General features: G+C 68.0%; 27 protein-coding genes and 1 riboswitch. Of the genes, 13 read left to right on the forward strand and 14 right to left on the reverse strand.

Features of this window, described 5'->3' with window-relative positions:
* The first annotated feature begins 22 nt into the window (after positions 1–22).
* The gene (locus tag AC11WY_RS00760; protein ID WP_482921495.1) at positions 23–466 is read left to right on the forward strand and encodes a host attachment protein; all 444 of its coding nucleotides are present in this window, start codon (positions 23–25) and stop codon (positions 464–466) included.
* Between the two features lie 5 nt (positions 467–471).
* Here the strand turns inward: AC11WY_RS00760 and AC11WY_RS00765 are convergent, their stop codons facing one another.
* Entirely contained in the window at positions 472–1,644 is a 1,173-nt protein-coding gene (locus AC11WY_RS00765; protein ID WP_482921497.1) for a dipeptidase, read from the reverse strand.
* Between the two features lie 134 nt (positions 1,645–1,778).
* On the opposite strand from AC11WY_RS00765, the gene AC11WY_RS00770 reads away from it, so the two are divergent.
* Positions 1,779–2,810, forward strand: a complete 1,032-nt coding sequence (locus tag AC11WY_RS00770; RefSeq protein WP_482921499.1) for a histone deacetylase family protein — start codon at positions 1,779–1,781, stop codon at positions 2,808–2,810.
* The gene (gene aguB / locus AC11WY_RS00775; protein WP_482921501.1) at positions 2,803–3,675 is read left to right on the forward strand and encodes an N-carbamoylputrescine amidase; all 873 of its coding nucleotides are present in this window, start codon (positions 2,803–2,805) and stop codon (positions 3,673–3,675) included. Before AC11WY_RS00770 ends, aguB begins: the two co-directional genes overlap by 8 nt.
* A gap of 62 nt (positions 3,676–3,737) precedes the next feature.
* On the opposite strand, the gene clpX is transcribed toward aguB, so the two are convergent.
* Together clpX and AC11WY_RS00785 are read right to left on the reverse strand one after the other, a co-directional pair.
* Complete coding sequence (clpX, locus tag AC11WY_RS00780; protein WP_482921503.1) at positions 3,738–5,006, reverse strand: ATP-dependent Clp protease ATP-binding subunit ClpX; 1,269 nt, start codon at positions 5,004–5,006, stop codon at positions 3,738–3,740.
* Positions 5,007–5,145: 139 nt separating this feature from the next.
* Positions 5,146–5,778, reverse strand: coding sequence for an ATP-dependent Clp protease proteolytic subunit (locus AC11WY_RS00785; RefSeq protein WP_482921505.1), 633 nt, complete (start codon positions 5,776–5,778; stop codon positions 5,146–5,148).
* Positions 5,779–5,965: 187 nt separating this feature from the next.
* Here AC11WY_RS00785 and amaB point away from each other — a divergent pair, with 187 nt between their 5' ends.
* Positions 5,966–7,480 (forward strand): L-piperidine-6-carboxylate dehydrogenase, encoded by a 1,515-nt coding sequence (gene amaB, locus AC11WY_RS00790; RefSeq protein WP_482921507.1) that lies wholly within the window; start codon positions 5,966–5,968, stop codon positions 7,478–7,480.
* A 76-nt stretch (positions 7,481–7,556) separates the two neighbouring features.
* Here amaB and AC11WY_RS00795 read toward each other — a convergent pair whose 3' ends face one another.
* Genes AC11WY_RS00795 through AC11WY_RS00810 form a run of 4 tightly spaced genes read right to left on the reverse strand, consistent with a single transcriptional unit; the run spans position 7,557 to position 11,962 of the window.
* Complete coding sequence (locus AC11WY_RS00795; RefSeq protein ID WP_482921508.1) at positions 7,557–8,312, reverse strand: ABC transporter ATP-binding protein; 756 nt, start codon at positions 8,310–8,312, stop codon at positions 7,557–7,559.
* Positions 8,309–9,304, reverse strand: coding sequence for a FecCD family ABC transporter permease (locus tag AC11WY_RS00800; protein ID WP_482921509.1), 996 nt, complete (start codon positions 9,302–9,304; stop codon positions 8,309–8,311). The genes AC11WY_RS00795 and AC11WY_RS00800 overlap by 4 nt, the downstream gene beginning before the upstream one ends.
* Entirely contained in the window at positions 9,301–10,128 is an 828-nt protein-coding gene (locus AC11WY_RS00805; protein WP_482921510.1) for an ABC transporter substrate-binding protein, read from the reverse strand. Before AC11WY_RS00805 ends, AC11WY_RS00800 begins: the two co-directional genes overlap by 4 nt.
* Positions 10,115–11,962 carry a TonB-dependent receptor plug domain-containing protein gene (locus AC11WY_RS00810; RefSeq protein ID WP_482921511.1) on the reverse strand — a complete coding sequence of 616 codons (1,848 nt, stop codon included), beginning with the start codon at positions 11,960–11,962 and terminating at the stop codon, positions 10,115–10,117. The genes AC11WY_RS00805 and AC11WY_RS00810 overlap by 14 nt, the downstream gene beginning before the upstream one ends.
* Positions 11,963–12,093: 131 nt before the next feature.
* Positions 12,094–12,300: riboswitch (cobalamin riboswitch) on the reverse strand.
* 184 nt (positions 12,301–12,484) lie between these two features.
* On the opposite strand from AC11WY_RS00810, the gene AC11WY_RS00815 reads away from it, so the two are divergent.
* The 5 genes from AC11WY_RS00815 to AC11WY_RS00835 all read left to right on the forward strand — a co-directional run bounded on the left by AC11WY_RS00815 (position 12,485) and on the right by AC11WY_RS00835 (position 17,084).
* Complete coding sequence (locus AC11WY_RS00815; protein WP_482921512.1) at positions 12,485–13,918, forward strand: amidase; 1,434 nt, start codon at positions 12,485–12,487, stop codon at positions 13,916–13,918.
* Positions 13,919–13,921: 3 nt separating this feature from the next.
* Positions 13,922–15,334, forward strand: a complete 1,413-nt coding sequence (locus AC11WY_RS00820; protein WP_482921513.1) for an amidase — start codon at positions 13,922–13,924, stop codon at positions 15,332–15,334.
* A 322-nt stretch (positions 15,335–15,656) separates the two neighbouring features.
* Positions 15,657–16,031 carry an NADH:ubiquinone oxidoreductase subunit NDUFA12 gene (locus AC11WY_RS00825; protein ID WP_482921514.1) on the forward strand — a complete coding sequence of 125 codons (375 nt, stop codon included), beginning with the start codon at positions 15,657–15,659 and terminating at the stop codon, positions 16,029–16,031.
* A gap of 7 nt (positions 16,032–16,038) precedes the next feature.
* Complete coding sequence (gene mlaD / locus AC11WY_RS00830) at positions 16,039–16,548, forward strand: outer membrane lipid asymmetry maintenance protein MlaD (protein ID WP_482921515.1); 510 nt, start codon at positions 16,039–16,041, stop codon at positions 16,546–16,548.
* The gene (locus AC11WY_RS00835; protein WP_482921516.1) at positions 16,545–17,084 is read left to right on the forward strand and encodes a DUF2155 domain-containing protein; all 540 of its coding nucleotides are present in this window, start codon (positions 16,545–16,547) and stop codon (positions 17,082–17,084) included. The genes mlaD and AC11WY_RS00835 overlap by 4 nt, the downstream gene beginning before the upstream one ends.
* Here AC11WY_RS00835 and aat read toward each other — a convergent pair.
* The 3 genes from aat to accB are packed head-to-tail and all read right to left on the reverse strand — an operon-like array spanning position 17,048 to position 19,563.
* Positions 17,048–17,689, reverse strand: a complete 642-nt coding sequence (aat, locus tag AC11WY_RS00840) for a leucyl/phenylalanyl-tRNA--protein transferase (protein ID WP_482921517.1) — start codon at positions 17,687–17,689, stop codon at positions 17,048–17,050. The genes AC11WY_RS00835 and aat overlap by 37 nt on opposite strands.
* A gap of 34 nt (positions 17,690–17,723) precedes the next feature.
* Positions 17,724–19,070 carry an acetyl-CoA carboxylase biotin carboxylase subunit gene (gene accC / locus AC11WY_RS00845; protein WP_482921519.1) on the reverse strand — a complete coding sequence of 449 codons (1,347 nt, stop codon included), beginning with the start codon at positions 19,068–19,070 and terminating at the stop codon, positions 17,724–17,726.
* 10 nt (positions 19,071–19,080) lie between these two features.
* Positions 19,081–19,563 carry an acetyl-CoA carboxylase biotin carboxyl carrier protein gene (accB, locus tag AC11WY_RS00850; RefSeq protein WP_482921521.1) on the reverse strand — a complete coding sequence of 161 codons (483 nt, stop codon included), beginning with the start codon at positions 19,561–19,563 and terminating at the stop codon, positions 19,081–19,083.
* A 269-nt stretch (positions 19,564–19,832) separates the two neighbouring features.
* On the opposite strand from accB, the gene AC11WY_RS00855 reads away from it, so the two are divergent.
* On the forward strand, positions 19,833–21,164 hold the full coding sequence (locus AC11WY_RS00855) for an NAD(P)-dependent oxidoreductase (protein ID WP_482921545.1): 1,332 nt from the start codon (positions 19,833–19,835) through the stop codon (positions 21,162–21,164).
* A gap of 24 nt (positions 21,165–21,188) precedes the next feature.
* Positions 21,189–22,490: an NAD-dependent dihydropyrimidine dehydrogenase subunit PreA gene (preA, locus tag AC11WY_RS00860; protein WP_482921523.1), complete on the forward strand. Its 1,302-nt coding sequence runs from the start codon at positions 21,189–21,191 to the stop codon at positions 22,488–22,490.
* 1 nt (position 22,491) lies between these two features.
* Here the strand turns inward: preA and AC11WY_RS00865 are convergent, their stop codons facing one another.
* Positions 22,492–22,983, reverse strand: coding sequence for a hypothetical protein (locus AC11WY_RS00865; protein ID WP_482921525.1), 492 nt, complete (start codon positions 22,981–22,983; stop codon positions 22,492–22,494).
* A gap of 40 nt (positions 22,984–23,023) precedes the next feature.
* Positions 23,024–23,668, reverse strand: coding sequence for a TetR family transcriptional regulator C-terminal domain-containing protein (locus AC11WY_RS00870; protein WP_482921527.1), 645 nt, complete (start codon positions 23,666–23,668; stop codon positions 23,024–23,026).
* A 158-nt stretch (positions 23,669–23,826) separates the two neighbouring features.
* Here AC11WY_RS00870 and aptA point away from each other — a divergent pair, with 158 nt between their 5' ends.
* Both aptA and AC11WY_RS00880 read left to right on the forward strand, forming a co-directional pair.
* Entirely contained in the window at positions 23,827–25,155 is a 1,329-nt protein-coding gene (gene aptA / locus AC11WY_RS00875) for an omega-aminotransferase AptA (RefSeq protein ID WP_482921529.1), read from the forward strand.
* Between the two features lie 47 nt (positions 25,156–25,202).
* On the forward strand, positions 25,203–25,511 hold the full coding sequence (locus AC11WY_RS00880) for a cupin domain-containing protein (RefSeq protein ID WP_482921531.1): 309 nt from the start codon (positions 25,203–25,205) through the stop codon (positions 25,509–25,511).
* Between the two features lie 204 nt (positions 25,512–25,715).
* On the opposite strand, the gene AC11WY_RS00885 is transcribed toward AC11WY_RS00880, so the two are convergent.
* Positions 25,716–26,162 (reverse strand): TIR domain-containing protein, encoded by a 447-nt coding sequence (locus AC11WY_RS00885; protein WP_482921533.1) that lies wholly within the window; start codon positions 26,160–26,162, stop codon positions 25,716–25,718.
* Positions 26,081–26,416 carry a DUF302 domain-containing protein gene (locus tag AC11WY_RS00890; RefSeq protein WP_482921535.1) on the reverse strand — a complete coding sequence of 112 codons (336 nt, stop codon included), beginning with the start codon at positions 26,414–26,416 and terminating at the stop codon, positions 26,081–26,083. Before AC11WY_RS00890 ends, AC11WY_RS00885 begins: the two co-directional genes overlap by 82 nt.
* Positions 26,417–26,629 lie beyond the last annotated feature (213 nt).

The following is a 26,629-nucleotide window of genomic DNA, read 5'->3' on the forward strand; positions in this document are numbered from 1 at the left end:
GCCGAAACAAGGAGATCGCGTGATGAAGTCCGTTCTGACACTTCTGGTCGTCGCCAGCGCCGACAAGGCGCGGTTCATCGAAATGCCCGGCCCCGGCGCGAAGCTGGTCGAGATCGAATGTGTCGTTCGGTCCGGGATGGATGCCGAACGCGCGGCGCATACCGATCACGCCGGGCGCACGCTGGGTCATGGCGGGGCGCGGGTCGTCTACGAGCCGAAAACCAGCCTTGACGAAAAGCTGCGCAAGGGCTTTGCCGAGGACATCGTCGCGGCCATCGCCGCCCGCGATCTGGCCGTGCCGTTCGACCGGTTGGTGCTCGCCGCCCCCGCCCACATGCTGGGCGCGCTGCGCGAGGCGTTGCCGCCCGGCCTGCACCAGCGCCTGTTCACCGACCTGCCGCGTGATCTGGTGGATGAACCGCTCGCCGACATGGCCGCCCATTTCACCGGTCATTCGGCGTTCTGACCGGGCTACGCCTCGGGCAGCATCACGGCCAGAAGACGGGCCATGTTGCCGCCCATCACCTTGGCGATGGTCGCCTCGTCTAGGCCCGCGCGCAGCAAGGCGTCGGTGACGGCGGCCAGTTCCGACACGTCGAACGGCTCGGGCACCGCGCCGTCGAAGTCGGAACCGAGCGAGACGTGATCGGCGCCCAGCAGCGATACCGCCGCCGTGACCGCCCCGGCGATGCCGTCGGGGCTGGGGTCGCCGATCACCTCTTGCCAATAGCCGATTCCGGCCACGCCGCCGCGCGCCATGATCGCCACCATCAGGCCGTCGGGAAAATTCCGCGGGCTCTGGCAGTGCGAGCAGATGCCGGTGTGGCTGACCACCAGCGGCACATCGGTCATCGCCAGCACGTCGCGCGCGGTCTGCACGCTGGAATGCGTCAGGTCGATGATGAAGCCCTTCGCCACCAGATCGCGCACCAGTTTCCGCCCGTAGTCGGTCAGCCCGGCGTGGTTGGCGCCATGCAGCGAGCCGCCGACCTCGCTATCCAGGAAATGATGCAGCCCGATCAGCCGGAACCCGGCCTGCCACAGCCGGTCGAGGTTTTCCAGCCGCGCGTCGAGCACATGCGCGCCCTCGGCGCCCAGGATGGCACCGACCACCTTGACCCCCTGCGCCCGCGATGCCAGCAGCGCCGCCAGATCGCCCTTGGTGCGCAGGATGCGCAGCCCCTCCGGCGCCTTCGCCGCAAACCGGTGCAGCCGGTGCGCCTGATGCAACCCTCGTTCGCACAGGCTGGCCCAGGCCCGCACCGGCCAAAGCTGCCCGATCGCCAGCAGCGTGATGCGGTCGCGGCTCTTCGCCAGATTCTCGTGCACGTTCATGCCCGCGGGAACCTGCGTCACGGCGGTGAAGACCTGCAATGCCACGTTGCCCTCGCGCAACCGGGGCAGATCGACATGCCCGCGCTTGCCCCGCCGTGTCAGGTCGCGGTTCCACAACAGGCTGTCACAGTGCCAGTCGCCCACCACCAGCCGGTCATGCAGCCCCCGCGCCGCGGCCGAGACCGGCCAGGGATCGTGCGGGATGACCCGGTTCATCCGCGCCTCTGCAACGCCCGGCACGACAAGGAAGAACACCGCCGCCGCCACAACGCCCAGGCCAAGGAGCCCCGCCAGAATCATCACCAGCATTCGGTCGCCCCTGTCTGGCCTCGGTTGCTGCGCCGACCCTAACCCGCGTCGCGCCGCGTCGCCAAGTGTCGCCGCGCGGCCCCTTGGCGGCGACCGCCATCCGGGGCAAGCTGGCCGCAAAACAGGGGAACACCATGAAAGTCTTTTTCAGCGAAGATCACCGGCTGCACTTTCCGCAAGGCGAGCTGTCGGGCGGCCAGTTCGTCACGCCCTACGAACGGCCAAGCCGGATGGAATACATCCTGCGCCGCCTGAAGGAACGCGGGCTGAAGGATATCGTCGACCCCGGCGCCGCCGACATGGCGGCGATCCGCGCCGTCTGCGCGCCCGATTTCCTCGATTTCCTCGAAACCATCTGGGGCGAGTGGAAAGCGGCGGGCAACGCGGGCGAGGTGATCCCCTACAACGTCCCGGTGCGCCGGATGCAGATGGCCCGGGTGCCGCGCAACGTCGATGGCAAGGCCGGCTACTACTGCCTGTCGCAGGAAACCGCGATCACCGGTGGCACCTGGGCGGCGGCGCTGTCCTCCGCCGCCTCGGCGCAGGCGGCGATGCGGCATGTCGCGGGTGGCGCGCGCGCGGCCTTCGCGCTTTGCCGCCCGCCGGGCCACCATGCCACCGCCGACATGTATGGCGGCTACTGTTTTCTGAACAATGCCGCCATCGTGGCCCAGATGCTGCGCGACAACGGCGCGGCAAAGGTCGCCGTGCTCGACATCGACTTTCACCACGGCAACGGCACACAGGACATCTTCTATGCCCGCGGCGACGTGTTCTACGCCTCGCTGCACGGCGCACCGGAAGACGCCTACCCCTATTTCCTCGGCTTCGCGGATGAGACCGGCACCGGCGCGGGCGAGGGCGCCAACGCCAATTACCCGATGCCCCCCGGCACCGGCTACGGCTCGTGGTCAGAGGCGCTCGATCATGCACTCGCCCGGCTGAAGGCCTGGGGCGCCGAGGCGCTGGTGGTCTCGCACGGGGTCGATGCGTTCAAGGACGACCCGATCAGCTTCTTCCGCCTCGACAGCCCCGATTTCACCGACGCGGGCCGCCGCATCGCCCGCCTTGGCCTGCCGACGGTGTTCTGCATGGAGGGCGGCTACGCCATCGAGGCGGTCGGCATCAACACCGTCAACGTGCTGGAAGGGTTCATGGATGCGTAACGTCACCGTCGCCGCGACGCAGTTCGCCTGCAGCTGGGATCTGCCTGCCAACGCCGACACGGCCGAGGCGCTGATCCGGCAGGCGGCGGGGCAGGGGGCACAGGTCATCCTGATCCAGGAACTGTTCGCCGCGCCCTATTTCTGCATCACCCAGCGCACCGAATACTTCGACCTCGCCGCCCCCTTCGAAGGCCACCCGCTGATCGCCCGCTTCGCCGATCTGGCGCGCGAATTGAACGTGGTGCTGCCCTGCCCCTATTTCGAGCGGGCGGGGATCGCCTTCTACAACTCCTGCGCCATGATCGACGCGGGCGGCAAGGTGCTGGGCAATTACCGCAAAAGCCACATCCCGCAGGGGCCGGGGTATGAGGAAAAGTTCTACTTTTCCCCCGGCGACACCGGCTTCAGGGTCTGGGATACCGCGGTCGGCCGCATCGGGCTGGCGATCTGCTGGGACCAGTGGTTCCCCGAGGCCGCCCGCGCGATGGCGCTGATGGGGGCCGAAATGCTGCTTTACCCCACCGCGATCGGATCGGAACCGCCCAACCCCGGCTACGACAGCCAGCCGCATTGGGAGGCGACGATGCGCGGCCACGCGGCGGCGAACATCCTGCCGGTGATCGCCTCGAACCGCATCGGCACCGAGGTGGCGCCCGAGGGTGTGCCGCTGACCTTCTACGGATCAAGCTTCATCGCCGACCCGGCCGGGCAACTGGCGGCCAAAGCCTCACGCGACCGCGAGGAGGTCATCACCGCCAGCTTCGACCTCGACGCCATATACGCCCTGCGCCGAAGCTGGGGCCTCTTCCGCGACCGCCGGGTGGATTTGTACGGGGCGGTGAGCACGCTGGACGGGCGGGGGTAGGGGCGGTCCATAGCAAAAGGGCGAGCCCTTCGGCCCGCCCCTCAATCCCTCTCGCGTCCCGCTCAGCTCGCCGTCGCGGGCTCGCCCTTGGACTTGGAATAGATCAGCAGCGGTTGCGCCTCGGTGGTGTTCACCGCCTCTTCGTTCACCACGACCTCTTCGACGCCATCCAGCCCCGGCAGTTCGAACATGGTATCCAGCAGGATATCCTCCATGATCGAGCGCAGGCCGCGGGCGCCGGTCTTGCGCTTGATCGCGCGCTTGGCGATCGCCCGCAGCGAGTCGTCGGTGAAGGTCAGGTCCACGCCCTCGATGTCGAACAGGCGCTGATACTGCTTCACCAGCGCGTTCTTCGGCTCGGTCAGGATGGTGACCAGCGCATCTTCGTCGAGATCGGTCAGCGTGGCGATCACCGGCAGGCGGCCGACGAATTCCGGGATCAGGCCGAACTTCAAAAGGTCTTCCGGTTCCAGCGACTTGAACATCTCACCGACGCCGCGGGTATCGTTCTCCTTCACGTCGGCGCCGAAGCCGATCGAAGAGCCTTTGGCCCGTTGTGCGATGATCTTTTCAAGCCCCGAGAAGGCACCGCCGCAGATGAACAGGATGTTCGTGGTGTCCACCTGCAGGAATTCCTGCTGCGGATGCTTGCGCCCGCCCTGCGGTGGCACGCTCGCCACCGTGCCTTCCATGATCTTCAGCAGCGCCTGCTGCACACCCTCGCCCGACACGTCGCGGGTGATCGAGGGGTTGTCGGACTTGCGGGTGATCTTGTCGACCTCGTCGATATAGACGATGCCGCGCTGGGCGCGTTCGACGTTGTATTCGCTGGCCTGCAACAGCTTCAGGATGATGTTTTCCACATCTTCGCCGACATAGCCGGCTTCGGTCAGCGTGGTCGCATCCGCCATCGTGAACGGCACGTCGAGGATGCGCGCCAGCGTCTGCGCCAGCAGGGTCTTGCCGCAGCCGGTCGGCCCGATCAGCAGGATGTTGGACTTCGACAGCTCGATGTCGGACGCCTTCGCCGAGTGGTTCAGCCGCTTGTAGTGGTTGTGCACGGCAACCGAGAGTACGCGCTTGGCGTGGACCTGGCCGATGACGTAGTCATCCAGCACCTTGCAGATGTCGCGCGGGGTCGGCACCCCGTCGGTGGCTTTCAGTCCCGAGGTCTTGGTTTCCTCGCGGATGATGTCCATGCACAGTTCGACGCATTCGTCGCAGATGAAGACTGTCGGCCCTGCGATCAGCTTGCGAACCTCGTGCTGGCTCTTGCCGCAGAACGAACAGTAGAGCGTGTTCTTGCTGTCGCTACCGGAATTGCTTGCCATCTGTCACCTCTGCGGCGCGCCTGATCCCCTTGCGAGGCGGTGCGTCCTTCTGCCCGACTGCCCATCAAAACTTTAGGGCAGCCATGGAACCTTCACAATGCCAAAATGCCGGGAGCATTTGCCCCGCCACCTTGTGCTGTCACTTCGAAGTGTCTTCCGCCTTGCCGCGGCTTTCGACGATCTCGTCGATCAGGCCCCAGGCCTTGGCATCCTCGGCCGACATGAAGTTGTCACGCTCCAGCGCCGCCTCCACCGCTTCGAGTGGCTGGCCGGTGTGCTTGACGTAGATCGCGTTCAGCCGGTCCTTCAGCTTCTGCGTTTCGCGGGCGTGGATCATGATGTCCGTCGCCTGACCCTGATACCCGCCCGAGGGCTGGTGCACCATGATCCGGCTGTTGGGCAGCGAGAACCGCATCCCCTTTTCGCCCGCCGTCAACAGCAGCGAGCCCATCGAGGCCGCCTGCCCGATCACCAGGGTCGAGACCTTCGGGCGGATGTACTGCATCGTGTCGTAGATCGACAGGCCGCTCGTCACCACGCCGCCGGGGCTGTTGATGTACATCGAGATTTCCTTGGACGGGTTTTCCGCCTCAAGGTGCAGAAGCTGCGCCACGATCAGGCTCGACATGCCGTCGTGCACCGGGCCGCCAAGGAAGATGATCCGCTCCTTCAGAAGGCGCGAGAAGATGTCGTAGGCCCGTTCGCCGCGCGAGGTCTGCTCGACGACCATCGGGACGAGGGTATTCATGTAGGTGTCGATCGGGTCTCTCATGTCGGTCCGCCTGCTGGTTCCGGAATGTCTACCGTCGTTTCGTTGCCAGAGTCTTAGTGGGGCGCACCGGCACCTGCAAGGGCAGCTAGCCACCGATGGTCCGCGTCCGGTCCCGCCGCGAGGGGCTGGACCTCGGCGCCGCGACGGTGCATCCCTGTCGCAACGCCCCTATGGAAGTGTGCCAGACATGGATACCGCCCCGCTTTTCGCCGCCCTTGGCCTGACCCCCGCCGTGCTGAGCCCCGCCGTCCTGACCGGCGGCAGCCTGCCGGTCTACTCGCCGATCGACGGCGCCGAGATCGCCCGCATCGCGGTGACCCCGGCCGCCGAAATGCCCCAGGTCATCGCCCGCGCGCAAGCCGCCTTCCGTGCGTGGCGGGACGTGCCGGCGCCGCGCCGGGGCGAGTTGGTGCGCCTGCTGGGCGAGGAACTGCGCGCCGCCAAGGCGGACCTCGGCGCGCTGGTCACGCTGGAGACCGGCAAGATCGCGTCGGAAGGGCTGGGCGAGGTGCAGGAGATGATCGACATCTGCGACTTCGCCGTGGGCCTGTCGCGCCAGCTTTACGGCCTGACGATCGCCTCGGAACGCCCCGGCCACCGCATGATGGAAAGCTGGCACCCGATCGGGCCCTGCGCCGTCATCACCGCCTTCAACTTCCCGGTGGCGGTCTGGTCGTGGAACGCGGCGCTGGCCCTGGTCTGCGGCGATCCGGTGATCTGGAAGCCATCGGAAAAGACGCCGCTGACCGCGCTGGCCACGATGAACATCCTCGCCCGCGCGCTCGCCCGCTTCGGCGACGCGCCCGAGGGGCTGTGCCAACTGGTGATCGGCGGGCCCGAGGTCGGCGCGGCGCTGGTCGCCGCGAAGGAGGTGGCGATCGTCTCGGCCACCGGATCGACCCGCATGGGTCGCGCGGTCGGCCCGAAAGTGGCGGAACGCTTCGGCCGTGCGATCCTTGAACTCGGCGGCAACAACGCGATGATCGTGGCCCCCTCGGCCGACCTCGACATGGCGGTGCGCGCCATCGTCTTCTCGGCCGTCGGCACGGCGGGGCAGCGCTGCACCTCGCTGCGCCGCCTGATCGCCCACAACTCGATCCGCGACGACCTCGTCGCCCGCCTCACCAAAGCCTACGCCAGCCTGCCCATCGGCGACCCGCGCGCCGCCACCACGCTGGTCGGCCCGCTGGTCGATCACGCTGCCCGTGACCGCATGCTGGCCGCGCTGGAACAGGCCCGCGCCGAGGGTGGCACCGTCCACGGCGGCCGCACCGTCACCGCGGGCGTGCCGCAGGGCGGCGCCTATATCGAACCCGCGCTGGTCGAAATGCCCGCGCAAACCGCCATCGTGCGCGAGGAGACCTTCGCCCCGATCCTCTACGTCATGGGCTACGACCGCTTCGAAGACGCCATCGCCCTGCAGAACGACGTGCCGCAGGGCCTGTCGTCCTGCATCTTCACGCTGAACCTGCGCGAGGCCGAATCCTTCCTGTCCGCCACCGGGTCCGACTGCGGCATCGCCAACGTCAACATCGGCCCCTCGGGCGCCGAAATCGGCGGTGCGTTCGGCGGCGAGAAGGAAACCGGCGGCGGCCGTGAAAGCGGTTCCGACGCCTGGAAGGCCTATATGCGGCGCGCCACCAACACGGTGAATTATTCGGCGAAGCTGCCGCTGGCGCAGGGCGTGAAGTTCGACTTCTGAGGCGAGGCGGCGAAAGCCGGGGGCTTCGCGCCCCCGGACCCCCGCGGGATATTTGCAGACCGAAAGTGGGGAAGAGTTATCCGGTGACGCCCAGCGGCTGCACCACCAGCCCCTCGGCCGTGCGCTCCACATGCGCGCGGAGCCCGAAGACCTCGGCAAGGTTGGCCTCGGTCAGCACCGCCTCGGGCGGACCGTCCGCCACCAGTCGTCCGCGCGACAGCATCAAGAGCCGGGTGCAGTGGCGCGCGGCCAGCCCGAGGTCATGCAGCGCGGCGATCACCGCGTGGCCTTCGGCGGCGAGGCGGGCGAAGACCTCAATCGTGCGGATCTGCGCCGCCGGGTCCAGCCCCGCGATCGGTTCGTCGGCGATCAGCAGCGGCGTTTCCTGCGCCAGTGCGCGGGCGATCAGCACCCGCGCCTGTTCGCCGCCCGAAAGCTGCGTGGCGTCGCGGTCGCGATAGGCCGCCAGCCCCATCCGGCTCAGCGCCCGGTCAACCGCCGCGCGATCCGCGGCGGAGGGGCCGCGCGGGCCAAGGTGCGGCGTGCGGCCCAGCGCCACCAGCGTTTGCACCGTGACCGGCCAGGCGACCTCGCGCGCCTGCGGCAGCCAGGCGGCAGCACGGGCGCGGGCGCGCGGCGACAGTGCGGCGAGGCTGGAGCGGCCCTCGGCCGGCAGGAGCCCCAGCGCCGCGCGCAACAGCGTGGTTTTCCCCGCGCCGTTCGGGCCGATCAGGCCGACGCACTCCCCCTCGGCCACGGTGAAGCTGACATCGTCCACCACGGGGCACTGGCCGCGCCGCACCGTCAGATGGTCGAGCGTCAGCAGCATCATGCCTCTTCCCCCCGGCTGCGCCAGATCAGGTTCAGGAACAGCGGCGCCCCCACCAGCGCCGTCAGCACGCCCAGTTGCAGATCGCGTTCGGGCGCGATCACCCGCACCGCAATATCGGCGGCCAGCACCATCGCCGCCCCCCCCAGCGCCGAGGCGGGCAGGAGCGCCGAGGGCCGCGCGCCGACCGCGCGGCGCAGCAGGTGCGGCACCACGAGGCCGACAAAACCGATCGCCCCGGCCACCGCCGTTGCCGCGCCGACCGCCGCCGCCGTGCCAAGGATCAGCGCCAGCCGAAGTCGCCCGATCCGGATGCCCATCGCCTCGGCCGCGTCCTCGCCCAGCGTCAGCGCATCGAGGCCACGCCCGAGGCTGAGGAGCACGCCGCCGCCCAGCAGGATCAGCGGTGCCGCCAGCCAGACATGCAGCATCGCGCGGTCGGACAGCGAGCCCATCAGCCAGAACATCATCTCGGTTGCGGCATAGGGGTTGGGCGACAGGTTCAGGACCAGCGCCGTCAGCGCCCCGGCCAGCGCCGACACCGCGATCCCGGCGAGGATCAGCGTCAGGGTGGACCCGCGCGGCCCGGCCAGCAGCAGGATCAACGCCACCGCCGTCGCCGCGCCGGCCAGCGCCGCCAGCGGCAGCGCCAGCGCGAAGGCGGCCGCCAGCCCGGTTTGCAGCGCGATCACCGCCCCCAGCGCCGAGGCGCCCGAGATGCCGATCAGCCCCGGTTCGGCCAGCGGGTTGCGCAGAAACCCCTGCAACGCCGCGCCGGAAAGCCCCAGCGCCGCCCCCACCAGCAGCCCGAGGAGTGCGCGCGGCAGCCGGATCTCCTGCATCACCAGCACCATCGCGCGCGATTCCGACGCAGCGCCGAACAGCGCGCGCAGGCTGGTGCCGACCGGCAGATGCGCCGGGCCGATCAGCAGCGACGCGGCGAAGAGCACCGCCACCAGCGCCCCCAGCAGCGACAAAAGTAGCCACCGCCTCATGGCCGCGCCGCCGGGTGGGCCGCCTGCAACGCCGCGATGGCGCCGATCAGCTTTGGCGTGCCGCAATCCCAATCGGGCCCGGCGACCTGCGGCGGGCCGATCCGGGCCAGCATGTCGCGCAAGACCGGATGGCTCAGGATCGCCTCGGGGCGCGAGGCGCCGGGGTAGTGCTGCGCGGTCACCAGCGCGTCGGGCGCGGCCAGCACCAGCCGCTCCAGCGGCAGGCGCGCATAGCCGGTGATCCCGGCATCGGCCGCGACGTTGCGGAACCCCGCCGCGCGCAGGATGTCGTCGGCGATCGTGCCGGGGCCCGAGGTGAAGCCGCTGGGGGCATAGATCGCGGCGCGGTCGGGGGGCAGCGCGCGGGCCCGCAGCGCGGCGAGATCGGCGTCGAAACGGTCGGTCATCGCGTCGGCCTCGGCGTTGCGCCCCAGCGCCGCGCCGACCGCCCGCATCGCGCCGCCCACGCCGTCCAGCGAGGTCGGCGCGTCGATCACCGCGACCTGCACCCCCAACCGGCGCAGCAGATCGACGCTGGCCCGCGTCGTATAGGTGCCCGCCAGCACCAGATCGGGGTGCATCAGGAACACCTCCTCGGCCTGGCCGTGGTTCTTCGGGTAAGCCGCCGCCTCGGTCACCATCGCCGAGCTGAGCGGGTCGGCGGCGAGGAAAGAGACCGACACCAGTTGCCCCGGTGCCGCCAGCAGCATCGCGAGCTGGTCGGTGCAGAGGTTCATCGAGACCACGCGCGCAGGCATCGCCGCCGCGCCGGAGGCAAGCCCCAGCGCGACGGTCGCCGCTATGATCAGGTCAGAAATCCGCACGGATCCCCACATAGACCGACCGCCCCGCTGTCGCGTAGTTCTGCACCAACTGATACTTGGCATTGAACAGGTTTTCGATGCGCAGGTAAGCCTGCACCCGGTCGGTGACCGCATAGCTCAGCCCCGCGCCCGCCACCGTATAGTCGGCCATCCCGTTCGGCCGGGCAAACCCCGACAGTGCAGACAGCGACCCGGTCAGCCTGGCCCCCAGCGGCGCGCTCAGCGTCAGCGCCAGCGCGTTGCGCGGCACCGCGGCCCAGCTTGTCGTCGCGCTCGCCACGCTGTCGGTGTAGGTATAGGCGGCGGTCAGCGTGGCGGTGCCCAGCTTGGTCTGCCCCTCCAGCTCGATCCCCTGACGGCGCGAGGTGCCGATGGCCTGCACATAGCTGTAGGTCACATAGCTGTAGTCGATCAGGTCATGCGCCGAGAGCGCGAAGGCCGTCGCCCGGATGTAGCTGTCCGGCCCGAACCGTTTCTCGATCCCCAGATCGAAGCTCCGGCTTTTCTCGGGTTTCAGCGCCGTGTTGCCGGCATAGGGGTCGTAGAGTTCGTAAGGTGAAGGCGCGCGGAACCCGGTGCCCGCCGAGGCGCGCACCGTCACGCTGTTGTCTGGCCGCCAGGCCGCGGCCAGCCGCCCGGTGGTGGCGCCGCCAAAGACCGAATCCTGATCGTGGCGGACAGAGGCGGTCAGGTCGATGGCCGAGGTCGGGCTGTAGCTCAGTTCGGCGAAGGTGCCGCTGATGCGCCGGTCCGCGCCCTCGGGCGAGCTGCCGTAGGCGCTGGTATAGACCTCGTCGAAGGTCTCGCGCGTGGTATCGGCGCCGAACACCAGCCGGGCCCGGGCGCCGAGGCTGACCGCCCCCTGATAGGCCAGTTTGGTGCGGCTGCCGGTGTAGTCGTTGGTGCTGGCGATCTCGGCCGGGCCTTCCACATAGGAGCGCGTGATGCGGAACGTGCTGGCCGACAGGGTGTTCTGCACCGCCCCGGTGTCGAACTGCGCATAGACCCGCAGCGCCGAGGTGTCGGAGGTCTGCGTTGCCGTGGCGAATGGCGCCAGCGCAACCGGGTCAGCGGCAAACGGCAACCCGCCGGGAAAATAGTCGCCGTGGTTGGCCTCGGCAAAGCCCGCAAAGCCCAAGCGGACCCCATTGGCGAAGGTGTGGCTGCCGTTCAGCGACAGCCGGTTGGCGTAATAGCCGTCATCCTTGCCGTTGGCGTAGCTGCCCGTCCAGGCCGGAAAGCCTTCGGTGCCGGTATGGCTCAGCATCAGCGCCAGATCGCTGTCGCCGGTCTTCAGCGTCGTCGAAAAGCTCAGGTTGGCCGTCTTGTAGCTGCCAACCTCGGCCGCGTAGTAGGTGTGAACGCCGTCCTCGGTCGCATGCCGGGTGGTGATGGCGATCACGCCCCCGACCGCGGATGACCCGTAAAGCGCCGATTGCGAGCCCTTCAGAATCTCGATGCTGCTGATCCCCGCGGTGCCGAGATGGCCGAAGTCAAAGGCCACCTGCGGCCCCGAGGGGTCGGTGACGTCGATGCCATCGACCAGCACCGGCACGTCATAGCTGGGCGCCCCCCGCACGGAAACATAGGCCTGCCCGCCGACGCCGCCCTTGGGCGTGATCGTGATGCCGGGCTGAAACGCCAGCGCCTGCGCCACGCTGCCCTGTGCGGCGTTCTGCAACTGGTCGCTGTCAACCACATCGACCGTGGCGCCGACCTTGTTCAGCGCGGTCGGTTCCAGGTTCGGCGAGACCACGATCTCGCCCAGATCGAAGCTCTGGGCGTGGACGGCAACCGGGGCCGCCGCGAGGGTGAAAAGAAGAAGTAACCGCATCTGTCCATGCCTTCCGAAACGCGGGGGCTGCCCGCGCGAGTCCTTGGTCGGTCCTTGGAGGGCAGAGCCCGCCGCAGACGGTGAACGTCACCACTGCGGACAAACCGCGTCCGGGGCGCGCCCCGCGCCCGGAAAGGGTGATCACTTCGGCAGGTCTCCTGGCTCGCGGGTCGTCGCTCGGGCTGGCCTTCCCGGGGTGGCCCCCAGTGGCATCGTCAGCCGTCGCTCGCCGCTTACAGTTGCGGGGGCAGCCGCGGACTTGGCCCCATCCGAGGCCGCACCGCATTCCCTTTTGGATCCGGACGGCAAAGCCCGGAACCGAAGCCCCTCCTGCCTAGCCCAAATCACGCCTCTGTCAAGCGCCCCTTCGCACCGCCGTCGCCACCGCGCGCCGGGGTGTCGCTTCCCGCCCCCGTGCCGCAAAACCGTGCCGCAAAAACGACCTTTGCGCCGCCTTTGGCATGGACAGCGCGGCCCCGCCCCTTACGCTCGCCCCGAACAACGCGCGGCGGAGGACAGGCGATGATCGAGGGCTATGGCACCATGGACGCAACCGCGCAGGCCGCGCTGGTCGCGCGCGGCGAGGTCAGCCCCGACGAGCTGCTCGATTCGGCGCTGGAGTCGGTCGAGCGGCTGAACCCCGCCCTCAACGCCGTCGTGCTGATCCAGCAGGACGTCGCCCGCAAGGCGATCCGCGACGGGTTGCCGCGCGGCCCGTTCCGCGGCGTGCCGTTCCTGCTGAAGGATCTCGGCTGCGAGGCGGTCGATTTCCCCTCCAACAGCGGCTCCCGGCTCTGGGCCAACACCCGCTATGGGCGCGATTCGGCGATCTATCAGCGCATCCGCGCCACCGGCGTCGTCAGCTTCGGGCGCACCACCGCACCCGAGGGCGGCATCGGCCCGGCCACCGAATCCGCCGTTTACGGCGGCCCGACGCGCAACCCCTGGGCGCTCGACCACACCCCCGGCGGCTCGTCCGGCGGGGCAGGGGCCGCGGTCGCGGCCGGGATTGTCGCCGCCGCGCATGGCTCCGATGGCGGCGGCTCGGTCCGCATCCCGGCCTCGTCCTGCGGCCTCTTCGGCTTCAAGCCGACCCGCGCCCGCCTGCCCGATGGCCCCTACGCGGGCGAGGGCTGGGCCGGCATGGCGATCGACGGCTTCCTGACCACATCCGTGCGCGACACCGCCGTCTTCCTCGACGCCTGCGAAGGCGCCGACCTTGGCGCGCCCTACTGGGCGCCGCCTTTGGGCCGTGGCCATGCCGCCTCGATCACAAGGCCCCCCCGCCGCCTGCGGGTGGCACTTTGCGACACCACCCTGACCGGCGACCCGATCCACCCCGATTGCAAGGCCGCCGTCCATGCCGCCGCTCAACTGCTGGCCCACCTCGGCCACCACATCGAACACGCAAGGCCGCAGGCCGACACGCCGGGCATGATGCGCGCCTGGACCGATATCGTCGCCTGCGGCGCGGCGCTTTCGGTCCACAAGACCCTCAACGGCCGCCCGCTTGCCCCGGATGCCATCGAAAACGTCACCCGCGGTGCCATCGCCCACGCCGCCACCATCCCCGGCGAGCGCTATCTGGAGGCGGTGGGCGAGGTGCACAGCTACGGCCGCCAGATGGCCGAATTCTTCGAGCCGTGGGACATCCTGCTGACGGCCACCCTCGCCGAGCCGCCCGCCCGCATCGGCCGCTTCAACCACGACACCACGGATTATGTCGCCTTCCGCATCGGCCCGCAGGGCGTCTTCGCCTACTCCCCCTTCTGCGCCGCCTTCAACGCCTCGGGCCAGCCCGCCGCCTCGCTGCCGCTGCACATGACGGCCGGGGGCCTGCCGATCGGCATCCACCTCGCCGCCCGCTTTGGCGCCGATGAGGAACTGATCGCCCTCTGCGCCGAGGTCGAAGCCGCCGCCCCCTGGGCCGCCCGCCGCGCCCCCCTGCATGTGTAAGCCATGACCGACCTGACCGCGCTTTCCGCCACGGCCCTCTCCACCCTCATCGCCGCGCGCCAGGCCTCGGCGGTGGAGGTGATGACGGCCCATCTCGACCGCATCGAAAAAGTGAACCCGGCGATCAACGCGGTGATCTCGCTCCGTCCCCGCGACGTGCTCCTGGCCGAGGCTAAAGCCGCCGACAACAGCCCGCGCAAGGGCTGGCTCCACGGTCTGCCGATGGCGGTGAAGGATCTGGCGCTGGTGCAGGGCATCCGCTCCACCTCCGGCTCACCGATCTTCGCCGACCTGATCCCGGACGAGGACGACCTGCTGGCCGCCAGCCTCCGCGCGGCGGGCGCGATCCTGATCGGCAAGACCAACACGCCCGAATTCGGCCTTGGCTCGCACAGCTTCAACCCGGTGTTCGGCGTCACCCACAACCCCTACGACCTCAGCCGCTCGGCCGGCGGCTCCTCCGGCGGGGCCGCCGCCGCACTCGCCGCACGCCTCGTCCCCGTCGCCGACGGCTCGGACATGATGGGCAGCCTGCGCAATCCGGCCGCATTCTGCAACGTCTACGGCTTGCGCCCGTCCTACGGCCTCGTGCCCGCCGATCCGGTCGGCGACACCTTCCTGCACCAGCTTTCCACCAATGGCCCGATGGGCCGCACGGTCGAGGATGTCGCCCGCCTGCTCGAAACCCTCGCCCACCCCGATGCCCGCCTGCCGCATTCCCGCGCGCCAGAACCTTTCGCCGCCGACCTCGACGCCGACCCCAAAGGCGCCCGCATCGGTTGGCTGGGCGACTGGGGCGGCGCCTACCCGATGGAACCGGGCATCACCGCATTGTGCGAAACCGCACTCGAAACTTTCACCGCGCTCGGCGCCCACGTCGAACCCGTCGCCCCGCCGTTTCCCGCCGCGAAACTCTGGGACGCCTGGATCATGCTGCGCAGCTTCGCCATCGCGGGCGGCATGGCGCCCCTGCACGCCAACCCCGAGACCCGCGCGCTCCTGAAGCCCGAGATGATCTGGGAAATTGAACGCGGCCTCGCCCTCTCGGCGATGGAGGTGCACCGCGCCTCCATCCTCCGCTCGCAATGGTTCGCCACCCTCGCCGACCTCTTCCAGACCCATGATGCCCTCGTGCTGCCCTCGGCGCAGGTCTGGCCCTTCCCGGTGGGCTGGCGCTACCCGGAAACGATCAACGGCCAACCGATGGACACCTACCACCGCTGGATGGAGGTGGTGATCCCGGTCAGCCTCGTCGGCCTGCCCGCCCTCGCGATCCCCGCGGGCTTCGGCGCCAATGGCCTGCCGATGGGGATGCAGCTCTTCGGTCCGCGCGGCGCCGATCGCGCCATCCTGCGCCTTGGGCAGGCTTACCACCGCGCCACCGACTGGCCCGGCAGGCACCCGCCCGCGCTCTGACCGAGACCGCGCCCCCCAGTCTTCCGTTTTCAAATATCCCACGGGGGTGCGGGGGTGTGAAACCCCCGCCGGCCCGGCATCCGTCTGCACAACGTCGGTGTGTTTTCGGTGTGGTTTCGGTGTGGTTTCGGTATCCCCATTTCCCGGCCTTTCCAATGCCTTGCCGCCCATCCGCCCGATTTCGGGCCGTTCGTGGTGCGCTGCGTTCACGGTTCGGCAACCCTTCGCCCGCCCGGTCACGCCAAGGCGACGGCGGACCGGAAGCACTGGACCTCGCCGCGCCCTTGGTCCATATCAGGGCAAACCACCCCGGAGGATTTCGATGGAATTCCTGAAGCGCCTTCTGACCTGGTGGAACAGCCAGACGCTCGGCACCCAGCTTTACACCTGGCGCAACGGCGTCCGGGTGGGCGAGGACGATCAGGGCAACATCTTCTACCAGACCCGCGACGCCAAGCGCCGCTGGGTGATCTTCAACGGCGAATCCGAGGCAAGCCGGGTCTCGCCCGACTGGCACGGCTGGCTGCACTTCACCTGGGATCAGCCGCCGACGACCTCGCCGCTGCTGCACCGGGCCTGGGAAAAGCCGCATCAGGAAAACCTGACCGGCACAGTGCTCGCCTATGTTCCGCCCGGCTCGATCCGTCGCGAGGCTCCGGCCGAGCGGCGCGATTACGAGGCCTGGCAGCCGGAGTGACCTGAACATGGCCGAGAATGCGGCAGAAGTCATCGTGGGCGGCCTGGTGCTCGCGGCAGCGGCGGGATTTGTCCTTTTCGCTGCGCAGGCAACGGGTTACGCCAAACGCACCGGCGGCAGCTACCCGCTGATCGCCTCGTTCCGCTCGGTCGAGGGGATCAGCGTCGGCACCGACGTGAAGCTGGCGGGGGTCAAGGTCGGCACCATCACCGGGCTGGACCTCAACCCCAAGACCTATTTCGCCGATGCCACCATCGACGTGAAAAAGGGCATCGCGCTGCCCGACGACAGCGCCATCCTGATCTCGCAAGAAGGTCTGCTGGGCGGCAACTATGTCGAGATCGTGCCGGGCGGTTCGCTCGACAACCTCAAGCCCGGTGACCGCATCGAGGATACCCAGGGCTCGGTCAGCTTGATCTCGCTTCTGATGAAATTCGTCTCGGGGCAGGGCGGCACCCCGAAACCGGCCGCCGCCGCAGGGGCAGCCGGTGAGACGACCGGCACCCCTTCGCCATGACCCGGCCGCTTATGCTGGCGCTGGTCTGCTGTGCCGCCGGGGCCGCCGGGGCCCAGACCGCAGGGACCGCGATCGACAACAGCGTTATCCAGATGCAGCCGCTCAATGCTTTGAAACCGCAGGATAATACGGCTCCCGCCCCGCCCGCCCCGCTGGACCAGGCCCCGCCGCCGACACCCGCCGCGCCCGCGCCCGCGCCTTCCACCATGCCGGGCGGGACCACCACCACCACCGATCAGGTCGCCGAGGCGCCCGGCGCCGTGGTGCGCTGGCTCGACAAGATCTCCGGCGAGACCGTCGACCTGACGCTGAAGCGCAGCGAAAGTCAGACCCAGGGCCGCATTTCCGTGACGCTGGGCGACTGCCGCTATCCGATCAGCGATCCGGCCAGCAATGCCTATGCTTACCTGACCATCCGCGACAGTCTGGTCACCGATCCGATCTTCGAGGGCTGGATGATCGCGTCGAGCCCCGCGCTGAACCCGCTCGATTCGGCGCGCTATGACGTCTGGGTGCTGCACTGCACAATGCCCTGAGGCGCCGGAATGGCGCCCTGCCGGTCGAAGTCGGCCTGCCCTGTCAGGGCAGCGGCCAACTGGCGGCGATACTCCCCCCGGCTGATCTCGACCGCGCCGAGCGAGGCGAGGTGCGGCGTCAGGAATTGCGTGTCAAAAAGCCGGAAGCCGCCCACGCGCAGGCGGCATACCAGATAGGCCAGCGCCACCTTCGAGGCGTCGGTGCGGCGCGAGAACATGCTTTCGCCGAAGAAGGCCGCGCCCAGCGTCACGCCATAGACCCCGCCAACCAGATCGGCGCCCTGCCAGACCTCCAGCGAATGGGCGTGGCCGATCCGGTGCAGCCCCAGATACAGCGCCCGGATCTCGTCGTTGATCCAGGTCTCGGGCCGGTCGGCGCAGCCGTCGAGCACCCCCGCGAAATCGCGATCTGTGGTGATTGTGAAAGTCCCCGACAGGATGCGGCGGGTCAACGAGCGGGAAATGTGGAACTTGTCCAAGCGAAGCACGCCGCGCCGCCGCGGGTCGATCCAGTGGATGCGGGCATCCTCGCGGCTTTCGGCCATCGGGAAGATGCCCGCCGCATAGGCGCTCAGCAGAATCTCGGGGGTCAGATCCGGGGCCATGACGCCGCGACCGCGAAGCGAGCCCGCGCCCGCTTCAGCCGTAGGTCCGGGCCAGCCACTTTTCCAGCCAGTGGATGTTGTAATTGCCGGCCTGAATGTCCGGGTCGGCCAGCAACTGGTGGAACAGCGGGATCGTCGTCTCCACCCCGTCGATGATCAACTCGCCTAGGGCCCGGTTCAACCGCGCCAGCGCCTCGGGCCGGTCGCGGCCGTGGACGATCAGCTTGCCGATCAGGCTGTCGTAGTAGGGCGGGATCGTATAGCCGCCGTAAAGCGCGGAATCCATCCGCACGCCCAGGCCGCCGGGGGCATGGAACACTTTCACCTTGCCGGGGCGGGGGGCGAACTCGGGCAGCTTTTCGGCGTTGATGCGCACTTCGATGGCGTGGCCGTTGATGACGAGATCGTCCTGCGTGAAGGACATCGGCAGCCCGGCCGCGACGCGGATCTGTTCGCGCACGAGGTCGACGCCAAAGATTGCCTCGGTCACCGGATGTTCGACTTGCAGGCGGGTGTTCATCTCGATGAAGAAGAACTCGCCATTCTCGAACAGGAACTCGATCGTTCCTGCGCCGCTGTAGCCGATCTTCGCCACCGCGTCGGCGCAGATCTTGCCGATGCGGGCGCGCTGTTCGGGGGTGATGACCGGGCCGGGGGCTTCCTCGAACACCTTCTGGTGGCGGCGCTGCAAGGAACAGTCGCGTTCGCCCAAGTGGACGGCGTTCCCCTTGCCGTCGCCGAACACCTGAATCTCGATGTGGCGCGGGGTCTGAAGGTATTTCTCCATGTAGACTTCGTCGTTGCCGAAAGCGGCCTTGGCCTCGCTGCGCGCGGTGCGGAAGGCCACCTCGAGCTCGCCCGCGTTCTGCGCCACCTTCATGCCGCGGCCGCCGCCACCGGCCGTCGCCTTGATGATGACCGGGTAGCCGATCGTCTCGGCCGTCGTCAGCGCCGTCGCCACGTCGGGCACGCCGCCCGCCGAGCCCGGCACCACCGGAATCCCCAGCGCCTTGGCGGTTTCCTTCGCGGTGATCTTGTCGCCCATGATGCGGATATGTGCCGCCGTCGGGCCGATGAAGGTGATCTCGTGGTCTTCCAGCACCTGCACGAAGGCGGCGTTTTCCGACAGGAAGCCATAGCCGGGGTGGATCGCCTGCGCGCCCGTGATCTCGCAGGCCGAGACGATGGCCGGGATCGACAGATAACTGTCGGCCGAGGAGTTCGGTCCGATGCAGACCGATTCGTCGGCCATGCGGACGTGCATCGCGTCGGAGTCGGCGGTCGAATGGACCGCCACCGACTTGATGCCCATCTCGCGGCAGGCCCGGACGACGCGGAGCGCGATTTCGCCGCGGTTGGCGATCAGGATCTTCTCGAACATCGGGGGCCCCTTATTCGATGATCATCAGCGGCGCGCCGTATTCGACGGGGCTGCCGTCCTCCACCAGAATGCGCTTCACCGTGCCCGCGCGCGGGGCGGGGATGTGGTTCATCGTCTTCATCGCCTCGATGATGAGGACGGTCTGGCCCTCGGTCACCTGTGCGCCGATCGTCACAAACGGCGTGGCTCCGGGTTCGGCCGACATGTAGACGGTGCCCACCATCGGCGAGGTCACGGCGCCCGGATGCTGCGCCGGGTCTTCCATCGCCGCCGGAGCCGCAGCAGCGGCAGGCGCGGCCGCGGCCGGAGCGGCGGCCATCTGCATCGGCCCCGCCATCGCCACCATCTGGGTCTGACGCGAGACGCGCACGTTCAGGCTGTCGTTCTCGCCGTATTCGCGTTTCACCGTCAGTTCGGTCAGGTCGTTCTTGTGCAGGAGTTCAGCGAGCGCCTGAATGAAGGCCACGTCGCTTTCGTGCGGTTCTTTGGTCATGCCGTCCCCGATCGGTCTTTGCTGCCCGTCTTGTGCAGGCCTTGGCCTGAGATTGGCCGCTTATACGCCAGAGGTGCGAGGGTGAAAAGCGCCCTGTTGCCGCTAACTGAACTGTCGTTTTTCGGCGCCCTGCCCGATTTGCGGGCATGTTCCCAAGCGATGCCTCCGGCTCGGCGCCGCTCAAAATTTACCATTTGATAAAAAACGAACCCTGTGGCAGCGTGAGACAAAATGACACCCAACCGGAAAGGTGCCCCTTGTCCAACAGCATGTTGACGCCCGGCGTGGTGCCGGGGCGTCTGCCGCCCTCGGCCTATGCCGACAACTTTTCCGACATCGCGCCTCCGTTGGACCGGCACGAGGCGCAGGTCGCGGCGGACCGCTGCTACTTCTGCTTCGATGCGCCCTGCATGGCCGCCTGCCCGACCACGATCGACATCCCGCTGTTCATCCGCCAGATCGCGACCGGCACGCCGGATGCGGCGGCGAAGACGATTCTGGGCCAGAACATCCTTGGCGGCATGTGCGCCCGCGTCTGCCCGACCGAGACGCTGTGCGAAGAGGTCTGCGTGCGCGAGGTGGCCGAGGGCAAGCCGGTCGAGATCGGGCGGCTGCAACGCTTCGCCACCGACACGTTGATGGCGAAGGGCGGCCACCCGTTCACCCGCGCCACCGCCACCGGCAAGCGCGTGGCGGTGGTCGGCGCCGGGCCTGCGGGGCTGTCGGCGGCGCATCGGCTGGCGATGCTGGGCCATGACGTGACGCTTTTTGAGGGGCGCGCCAAGGCGGGCGGGCTGAACGAATTCGGCATCGCCGCCTACAAGGCGACCGGCGGCTTCGCGCAGGCCGAGGTCGACTGGCTGCTGCGCATCGGCGGCATCACGGTGGAAACCGGCCAACGGCTGGGGCGCGAACTGTCGCTAGAGGCGTTGCAGGGCGCTTATGATGCGGTGTTCCTCGGCATCGGTCTGGCCGGGGTCAACGCCCTGCGCACCGAGGGCGAGGAACGCGCCCATGTGCGCGACGCGGTGGATTTCATCGCCGAACTGCGCCAGTTGCGCGACCTTGCGGCGCTGCCGGTGGGCCGCGAGGTGGTGGTGATCGGCGGCGGCATGACCGCGGTCGATGCGGCGGTGCAGTCCAAGCTGCTGGGCGCCGAGCATGTCACCATCGTCTACCGCCGCGGGCCCGAAAAGATGAGCGCCTCGGACTACGAGCGTGAACTGGCGGCATCGAAGGGCGTGCGGATCATCACCGGCGCGGCGCCGCTGCGGGTCTTGGGCACCGATACCGTCGAGGGGGTGGAGTTCGCCTATACCTCGGAAGGCCCGGAGGGGCTGATGCTGACCGCCGAAACCTTCCGGCTGAAGGCCGATCAGGTCTTCAAGGCGATCGGCCAGTCCCTTGCGGGCGTTCCGGGCGGGCTGAAGATCGAGCACGGCAAGATCGCGGTGGAGGGGCCGGGGCGCGCCAGCGTCACGGGCGTCTGGGCCGGGGGCGACTGCGCCACCGGCGGCGACGACCTGACGGTGACCGCCGTCGCGCAGGGCCGCGACGCGGCGATGGACATTCACGCAAGCCTGATGGGCGCGGCGGGGTGAACCCCGCCCCAAGGAGTTGAACCGATGGCAAACCTTGCATCCGAATTCGTCGGGATCAAATCCCCCAACCCGTTCTGGCTCGCCTCGGCACCGCCGACCGACAAGGAATACAACGTGCGTCGCGCCTATGAGGCGGGCTGGGGTGGCGTGGTCTGGAAGACGCTGGGCGAGGCCGGGCCGCCGGTGGTCAACGTCAACGGCCCGCGTTACGGCGCGATCTGGGGCGCGGACCGGCGCCTGCTGGGGCTGAACAACATCGAACTGATCACCGACCGCCCGCTGGAGGTGAACCTGCGCGAGATCAAGGCGGTGAAACGCGACTGGCCCGACCGCGCGCTGGTAGTGTCGCTGATGGTGCCCTGCGAGGAAAGCGCGTGGAAGGCGATCCTGCCGCTGGTCGAGGAGACCGGCGCCGACGGGGTGGAGCTGAACTTCGGCTGCCCGCACGGCATGGCGGAACGCGGCATGGGATCGGCGGTGGGGCAGGTGCCGGAATACATCGAGATGGTCACCCGCTGGTGCAAGCAGAACACCCGGATGCCGGTGATCGTGAAGCTGACGCCAAACATCACCAACATCCTGCACCCGGCCGAGGCGGCCAAGCGCGGCGGGGCGGATGCGGTGTCGCTGATCAATACGATCAACTCGATCACCGGGGTCGATCTGGATCTTTTCGCGCCGGAGCCGACGATTGACGGCAAGGGCACCCACGGCGGCTATTGCGGCCCGGCGGTAAAGCCGATCGCGCTGAACATGGTGGCCGAGATCGCGCGCAACGCGGCCACCCGCGGCCTGCCGATCAGCGGCATTGGCGGCGTCACCACCTGGCGCGACGCGGCGGAGTTTCTGGCGCTGGGCGCAGGCAATGTGCAGGTCTGCACCGCGGCGATGACCTACGGCTTCAAGATCGTGCAGGAGATGATCTCGGGCCTGTCGGACTGGATGGATGCCAAGGGCCACCCTTCCGTGGCTTCGGTGGTGGGGCGCGCGGTGCCCAACACCACCGACTGGCAATACCTGAACCTCAACCACGTCACCAAGGCGCATATCGACCCCGACGCCTGCATCAAATGCGGCCGCTGCTTTGCCGCCTGCGAGGATACCAGCCACCAGGCCATCGCGATGCTGCCGGGCCGGGTGTTTCAGGTGAAAGACGACGAATGCGTCGCCTGCAACCTGTGCGTCAATGTCTGCCCGGTCGAGGACTGCATCACGATGGTGACGCTGGCCAAGGGCGCGGTGGACCCGCGCACCGGACGCACGGTGGGCGACTACGCCAACTGGACGACGCACCCGAACAACCCCTCGGCCAGGGCGGCGGAGTAGGTCAGCGTCCGCCAGCCCCGGCCGGTGCCGACGGCGCGGCCTTGGCGGAAACCGGGGTTTGGGGCGCTCCGGACGGCGGCGTGACGCTTGCCGGGGATGCCGTCCGAACCTGTGGCGGGCGTGCGATGTCGGCGGGTTTGGCCGCAACCGGCGCGCCTCCCGGCGCGCCGCCGCCGCCCTGGGCTGAATCGGACGGCGGGGCCATCGCCTGCATCTGCGCATAGCCCGCCGCGCTGATCCGGGCGAGCAGGACTTGCCAGTCCCCCTCAAGCTCCAGCGGCGTGGTGCTGAAGGTCGGCGGCGGGCCGGTGGGCAGATCGGGGTCGACCGGCCGTGCCGTTGCGCGCGTCGGATTGTCGCCCGGACGCCCGCGATCCGCGAGCCCCGTGCTGTCGTTTCCGGTCGAGCCGGTGGCCGTGTCGGTGGTCGTGCTGCGTGCCGTCGCTGACACCGGCCACACCACCGAAACGGCGGAAAGTCCCGCGATATCCATCATGATCCCCGAAAGGCCACGCCCGCACCCGACTCCGACGCTACGCGCCCCGCGTTACCGCCGGGTTAACGGCCGGGGTCAGCGCCGCGCGGTAAAGCTGGGTCAGGAACCGTTCCGCCTCGGCATAGGGCGCGTCGCCCTCCTGGCCCAGCACGCGGTGCACCTGGATGTCGAAGTCGGCGTAATGCTGCGTCGTCGCCCAGATCGAGAACAGCAGGTGATAGGGGTCCAGCGGCGCCAGCCGCCCTTCGGCGATCCAGGTGCGCATCAGTGCCGCCTTGTCATCCACCAGCGCCTTCAGCTCGCCCTCGATCTGGTCGAGGATGCGCGGCGCGCCTTGCAGGATCTCGTTCGCGAACAGGCGGCTTTCGCGCGGATAAAGGCGGCTCATCTCCAGCTTGCGGCGGACGTAATCGAGGATTTCCTCGACCGGCTCGCCGTCATGGTGCAGCGCGCGCAGCGGATCGAGCCAGGTGTCCATCAACCCCGACAAGAGCGTGACGTGGATCGCCTCTTTCGACGCGAAGTAATACAGCAGATTCGGCTTCGACAGCCCCGCCACCTCGGCGATCTGGTCCAGCGTGGCGCCGCGATATCCGTATTGCGAAAACACGTCGAGCGCCGCTTCGAGGATGGCTTCCGAGTTCTTCACCTGAATGCGCGTGCGCGTGCGCGGTGCGGTCATGCCGTTCTCCTTCGCCCCCACGATCCCGCTTGCAATGGGCGCGGGCTTCGCCTTGACTGGGCGCATACCTCTGCTAGCCTGTCATTGACCATTTGGTCAAACAATCATTCATCTGCCGACTGTCCCAATTCGGGTCGCGGCTTTGGGAGACAGAGCCGATGGCGCTCGACCGCAACACCGTTCCGAACGATCTGAACGCGTTCTGGATGCCCTTCACCGCGAACCGCCAGTTCAAGAAGGCGCCGCGGATGTTCGTGGGCGCCAAGGACATGCACTATGCCACCTCCGACGGGCGTCAGGTGCTCGACGGCACGGCGGGCCTTTGGTGCTGCAACGCGGGCCATTGCCGCCCGAAAATCACCGAGGCGATCGCCAGACAGGCGGCCGAACTGGACTACGCGCCCGCCTTCCAGATGGGCCACCCGGGCGCCTTCGAACTGGCGAACCGCATCATCGAGATCGCGCCGAAGGGGATGGAGCATGTGTTCTACACCAACTCGGGCTCCGAGTCGGTGGAAACCGCGCTGAAGCTGGCCATCGCCTATCACCGGGCGCGCGGCGAGGGCGCGCGGACCCGGCTGATCGGGCGCGAGCGCGGCTATCACGGCGTCAACTTCGGCGGCATCTCGGTCGGCGGCATCGTGAACAACCGCAAGGTGTTCGGCTCGCTGCTGACCGGCGTCGATCACATGCCCCACACCCACCTGCCCGCGCTGAACAGCTACTCCAAGGGCCAGCCGGAACATGGCGGCAACCTCGCCGACGAGTTGGAACGCATCGTCGCGCTGCACGGCGCGGAAACCATCGCGGCGGTGATCGTGGAGCCGGTCGCGGGCTCGACCGGGGTTCTGGTGCCGCCGAAGGGCTATCTGGAAAAGCTGCGCGCGATCACCCGCAAGCACGGCATCCTGCTGATCTTCGACGAGGTCATCACCGGCTTCGGCCGCCTCGGCTCGGCCTTCGCGGCGCAGCATTACAACGTGCTGCCCGACATGATGACCACCGCCAAGGGCCTGACCAACGGCGTGATCCCGATGGGCGCGGTGCTGACCACCGCCGACGTGCACGACGCCTTCATGAACGGGCCCGAGCACATGATCGAGCTGTTCCACGGCTACACCTACTCCGGCAACCCGATCGCCTCGGCCGCCGGAATCGCGACGCTGGAAACCTACAAGGAAGAGGGTCTGTTCGAGCGCGCCGCCGAGATGGCGCCCTACTGGCAGGAGGCGCTGCATGCGCTCAAGGGCCTGCCGCATGTGATCGACATCCGCAACGAGGGGCTGATCGGCGCGGTGGAGCTTGAGGGGATCGCGGGCGAGCCGACCAAGCGCGCCTTCTCGGCCTTCCTCAAAGCCTACGACAAGGGCATCCTGATCCGCACCACCGGCGACATCATCGCGATGAGCCCGCCGCTGATCATCTCGAAAGCCGAGATCGACACGCTGATCGGCACACTGGCCGATGTGCTGAAATCGCTCGATTGAGATCGGGGCCGGGGGAAACCCCGGCCCATTTCACGAAGGAGGCCCCGATGCGCCCCGCCTGCACCGCCACCATGATGATCGACGACGACCGCGTGCGCGTCACCCGCTTCGACTTCGCCCCCGGCGCCGAAACCGGCTGGCACCGCCACGGCCACGACTACGTCATCACCGCGATCACCGACTGCCCGATGCTGCTGGAAGAACCCGGCGGCACCTCGCGCACCGTCCTCGTGCCCGCCGGCACCGCCTACCGCCGGATGGAGGGGGTGGAGCACAACGTCGTCAACGACGGCAAGGCGCCGATGAGCTTCGTCGAGGTGGAGTTGAAGGATGCGTCGGCGCCGCAGATGGAGTGAGGGGGGCAAGGGCAGCCCGATTTCCCCGCTGTAGCCGTGCTGCGGGTCGCCGAAGGGGCCAACATGCGCCGAGCCTGCACCGCTGCGGGTATCGACCCCAACGCGCCCCTTGTGGGCATCCCCGCAGCCGTTTTCTAACGATCTTCCACAGGGCCACTATGGAAGCTGCCTGCCCCTCGTTGCCGCAAGGTTTCGGGGTCTTCTTTAGAGATTTTGGACCGAAATTGGATAGCCTTGGGCAGCCATTTCTTTCGCCAGAAGCGCGCCCGCGTCCTTCTGCAAGCTGTCCTTGAAGGGAATGTATATAAGCCCCTGAATATCAGAAGGTTTTTCCATCGTGTCTTGTTGCTTCATCAAGATTGCGACGTTCTTGCGGCCCAAGAGAGCAAGCATCATTCCAAGTTCAAGCACCACGTTTTGACGGGCGCGAAACGCCTTTTCGTCTTCGTGGCCTGCGCGGTGCCCTTCGTCGTCAGGCGTCGCCAATACGATTGCAAACTCTGCTTCACCGATAGCTTTTTCCAGCTTTTCGATGATGGTCTGCCCTTCGTTTGGAAGTTGGTCGAGAGTTAGCGGTTCAAGCCGCCAACGACGAAGCATCGCTTCAAGGTCGGTGCGAGCGGCAGCGTCGTGACCGTAAACGACAAACACTTTACTGAGCATAGGCTTGACGTTGCCGTTTGCTGCGGGCGCTGCGAGGCTACGGCGGCAGGTTGAACGCCAAGGCATTCTTTAACCGGGTCTTGGTTCTTGCCTTGGACGACAACTTTCCCGGTGTCATAGATGTTGACGATAGCACCGTTCGCGACGCTGATCTTCGTTCCGGTTCCATTCGGCAACCGTTCTTCGGCGGTAACTTGAAAACCGCCAGCTTGCAGACACGCCTTAACTTCTTCAATGGTCATGAAATTCGCCCGATAGTTGATTCGATGCAGCTTTCCGACACTATCGGTGATCAATCGCGGCTACACTAGTGTTCTCCACCTGACGGATGGTTCCCGTTGTCGTTCTGGTGTGCTATTCTCGCGGCATGAGACGCGATGGAATCTGCCTATACCTTGGCCCCGTTGAGCGTGAGCAGCTTCAAGCCCTGCTCACCGACCGAAATACGCCGCGCA

The organism is Solirhodobacter sp., from assembly GCF_964715405.1.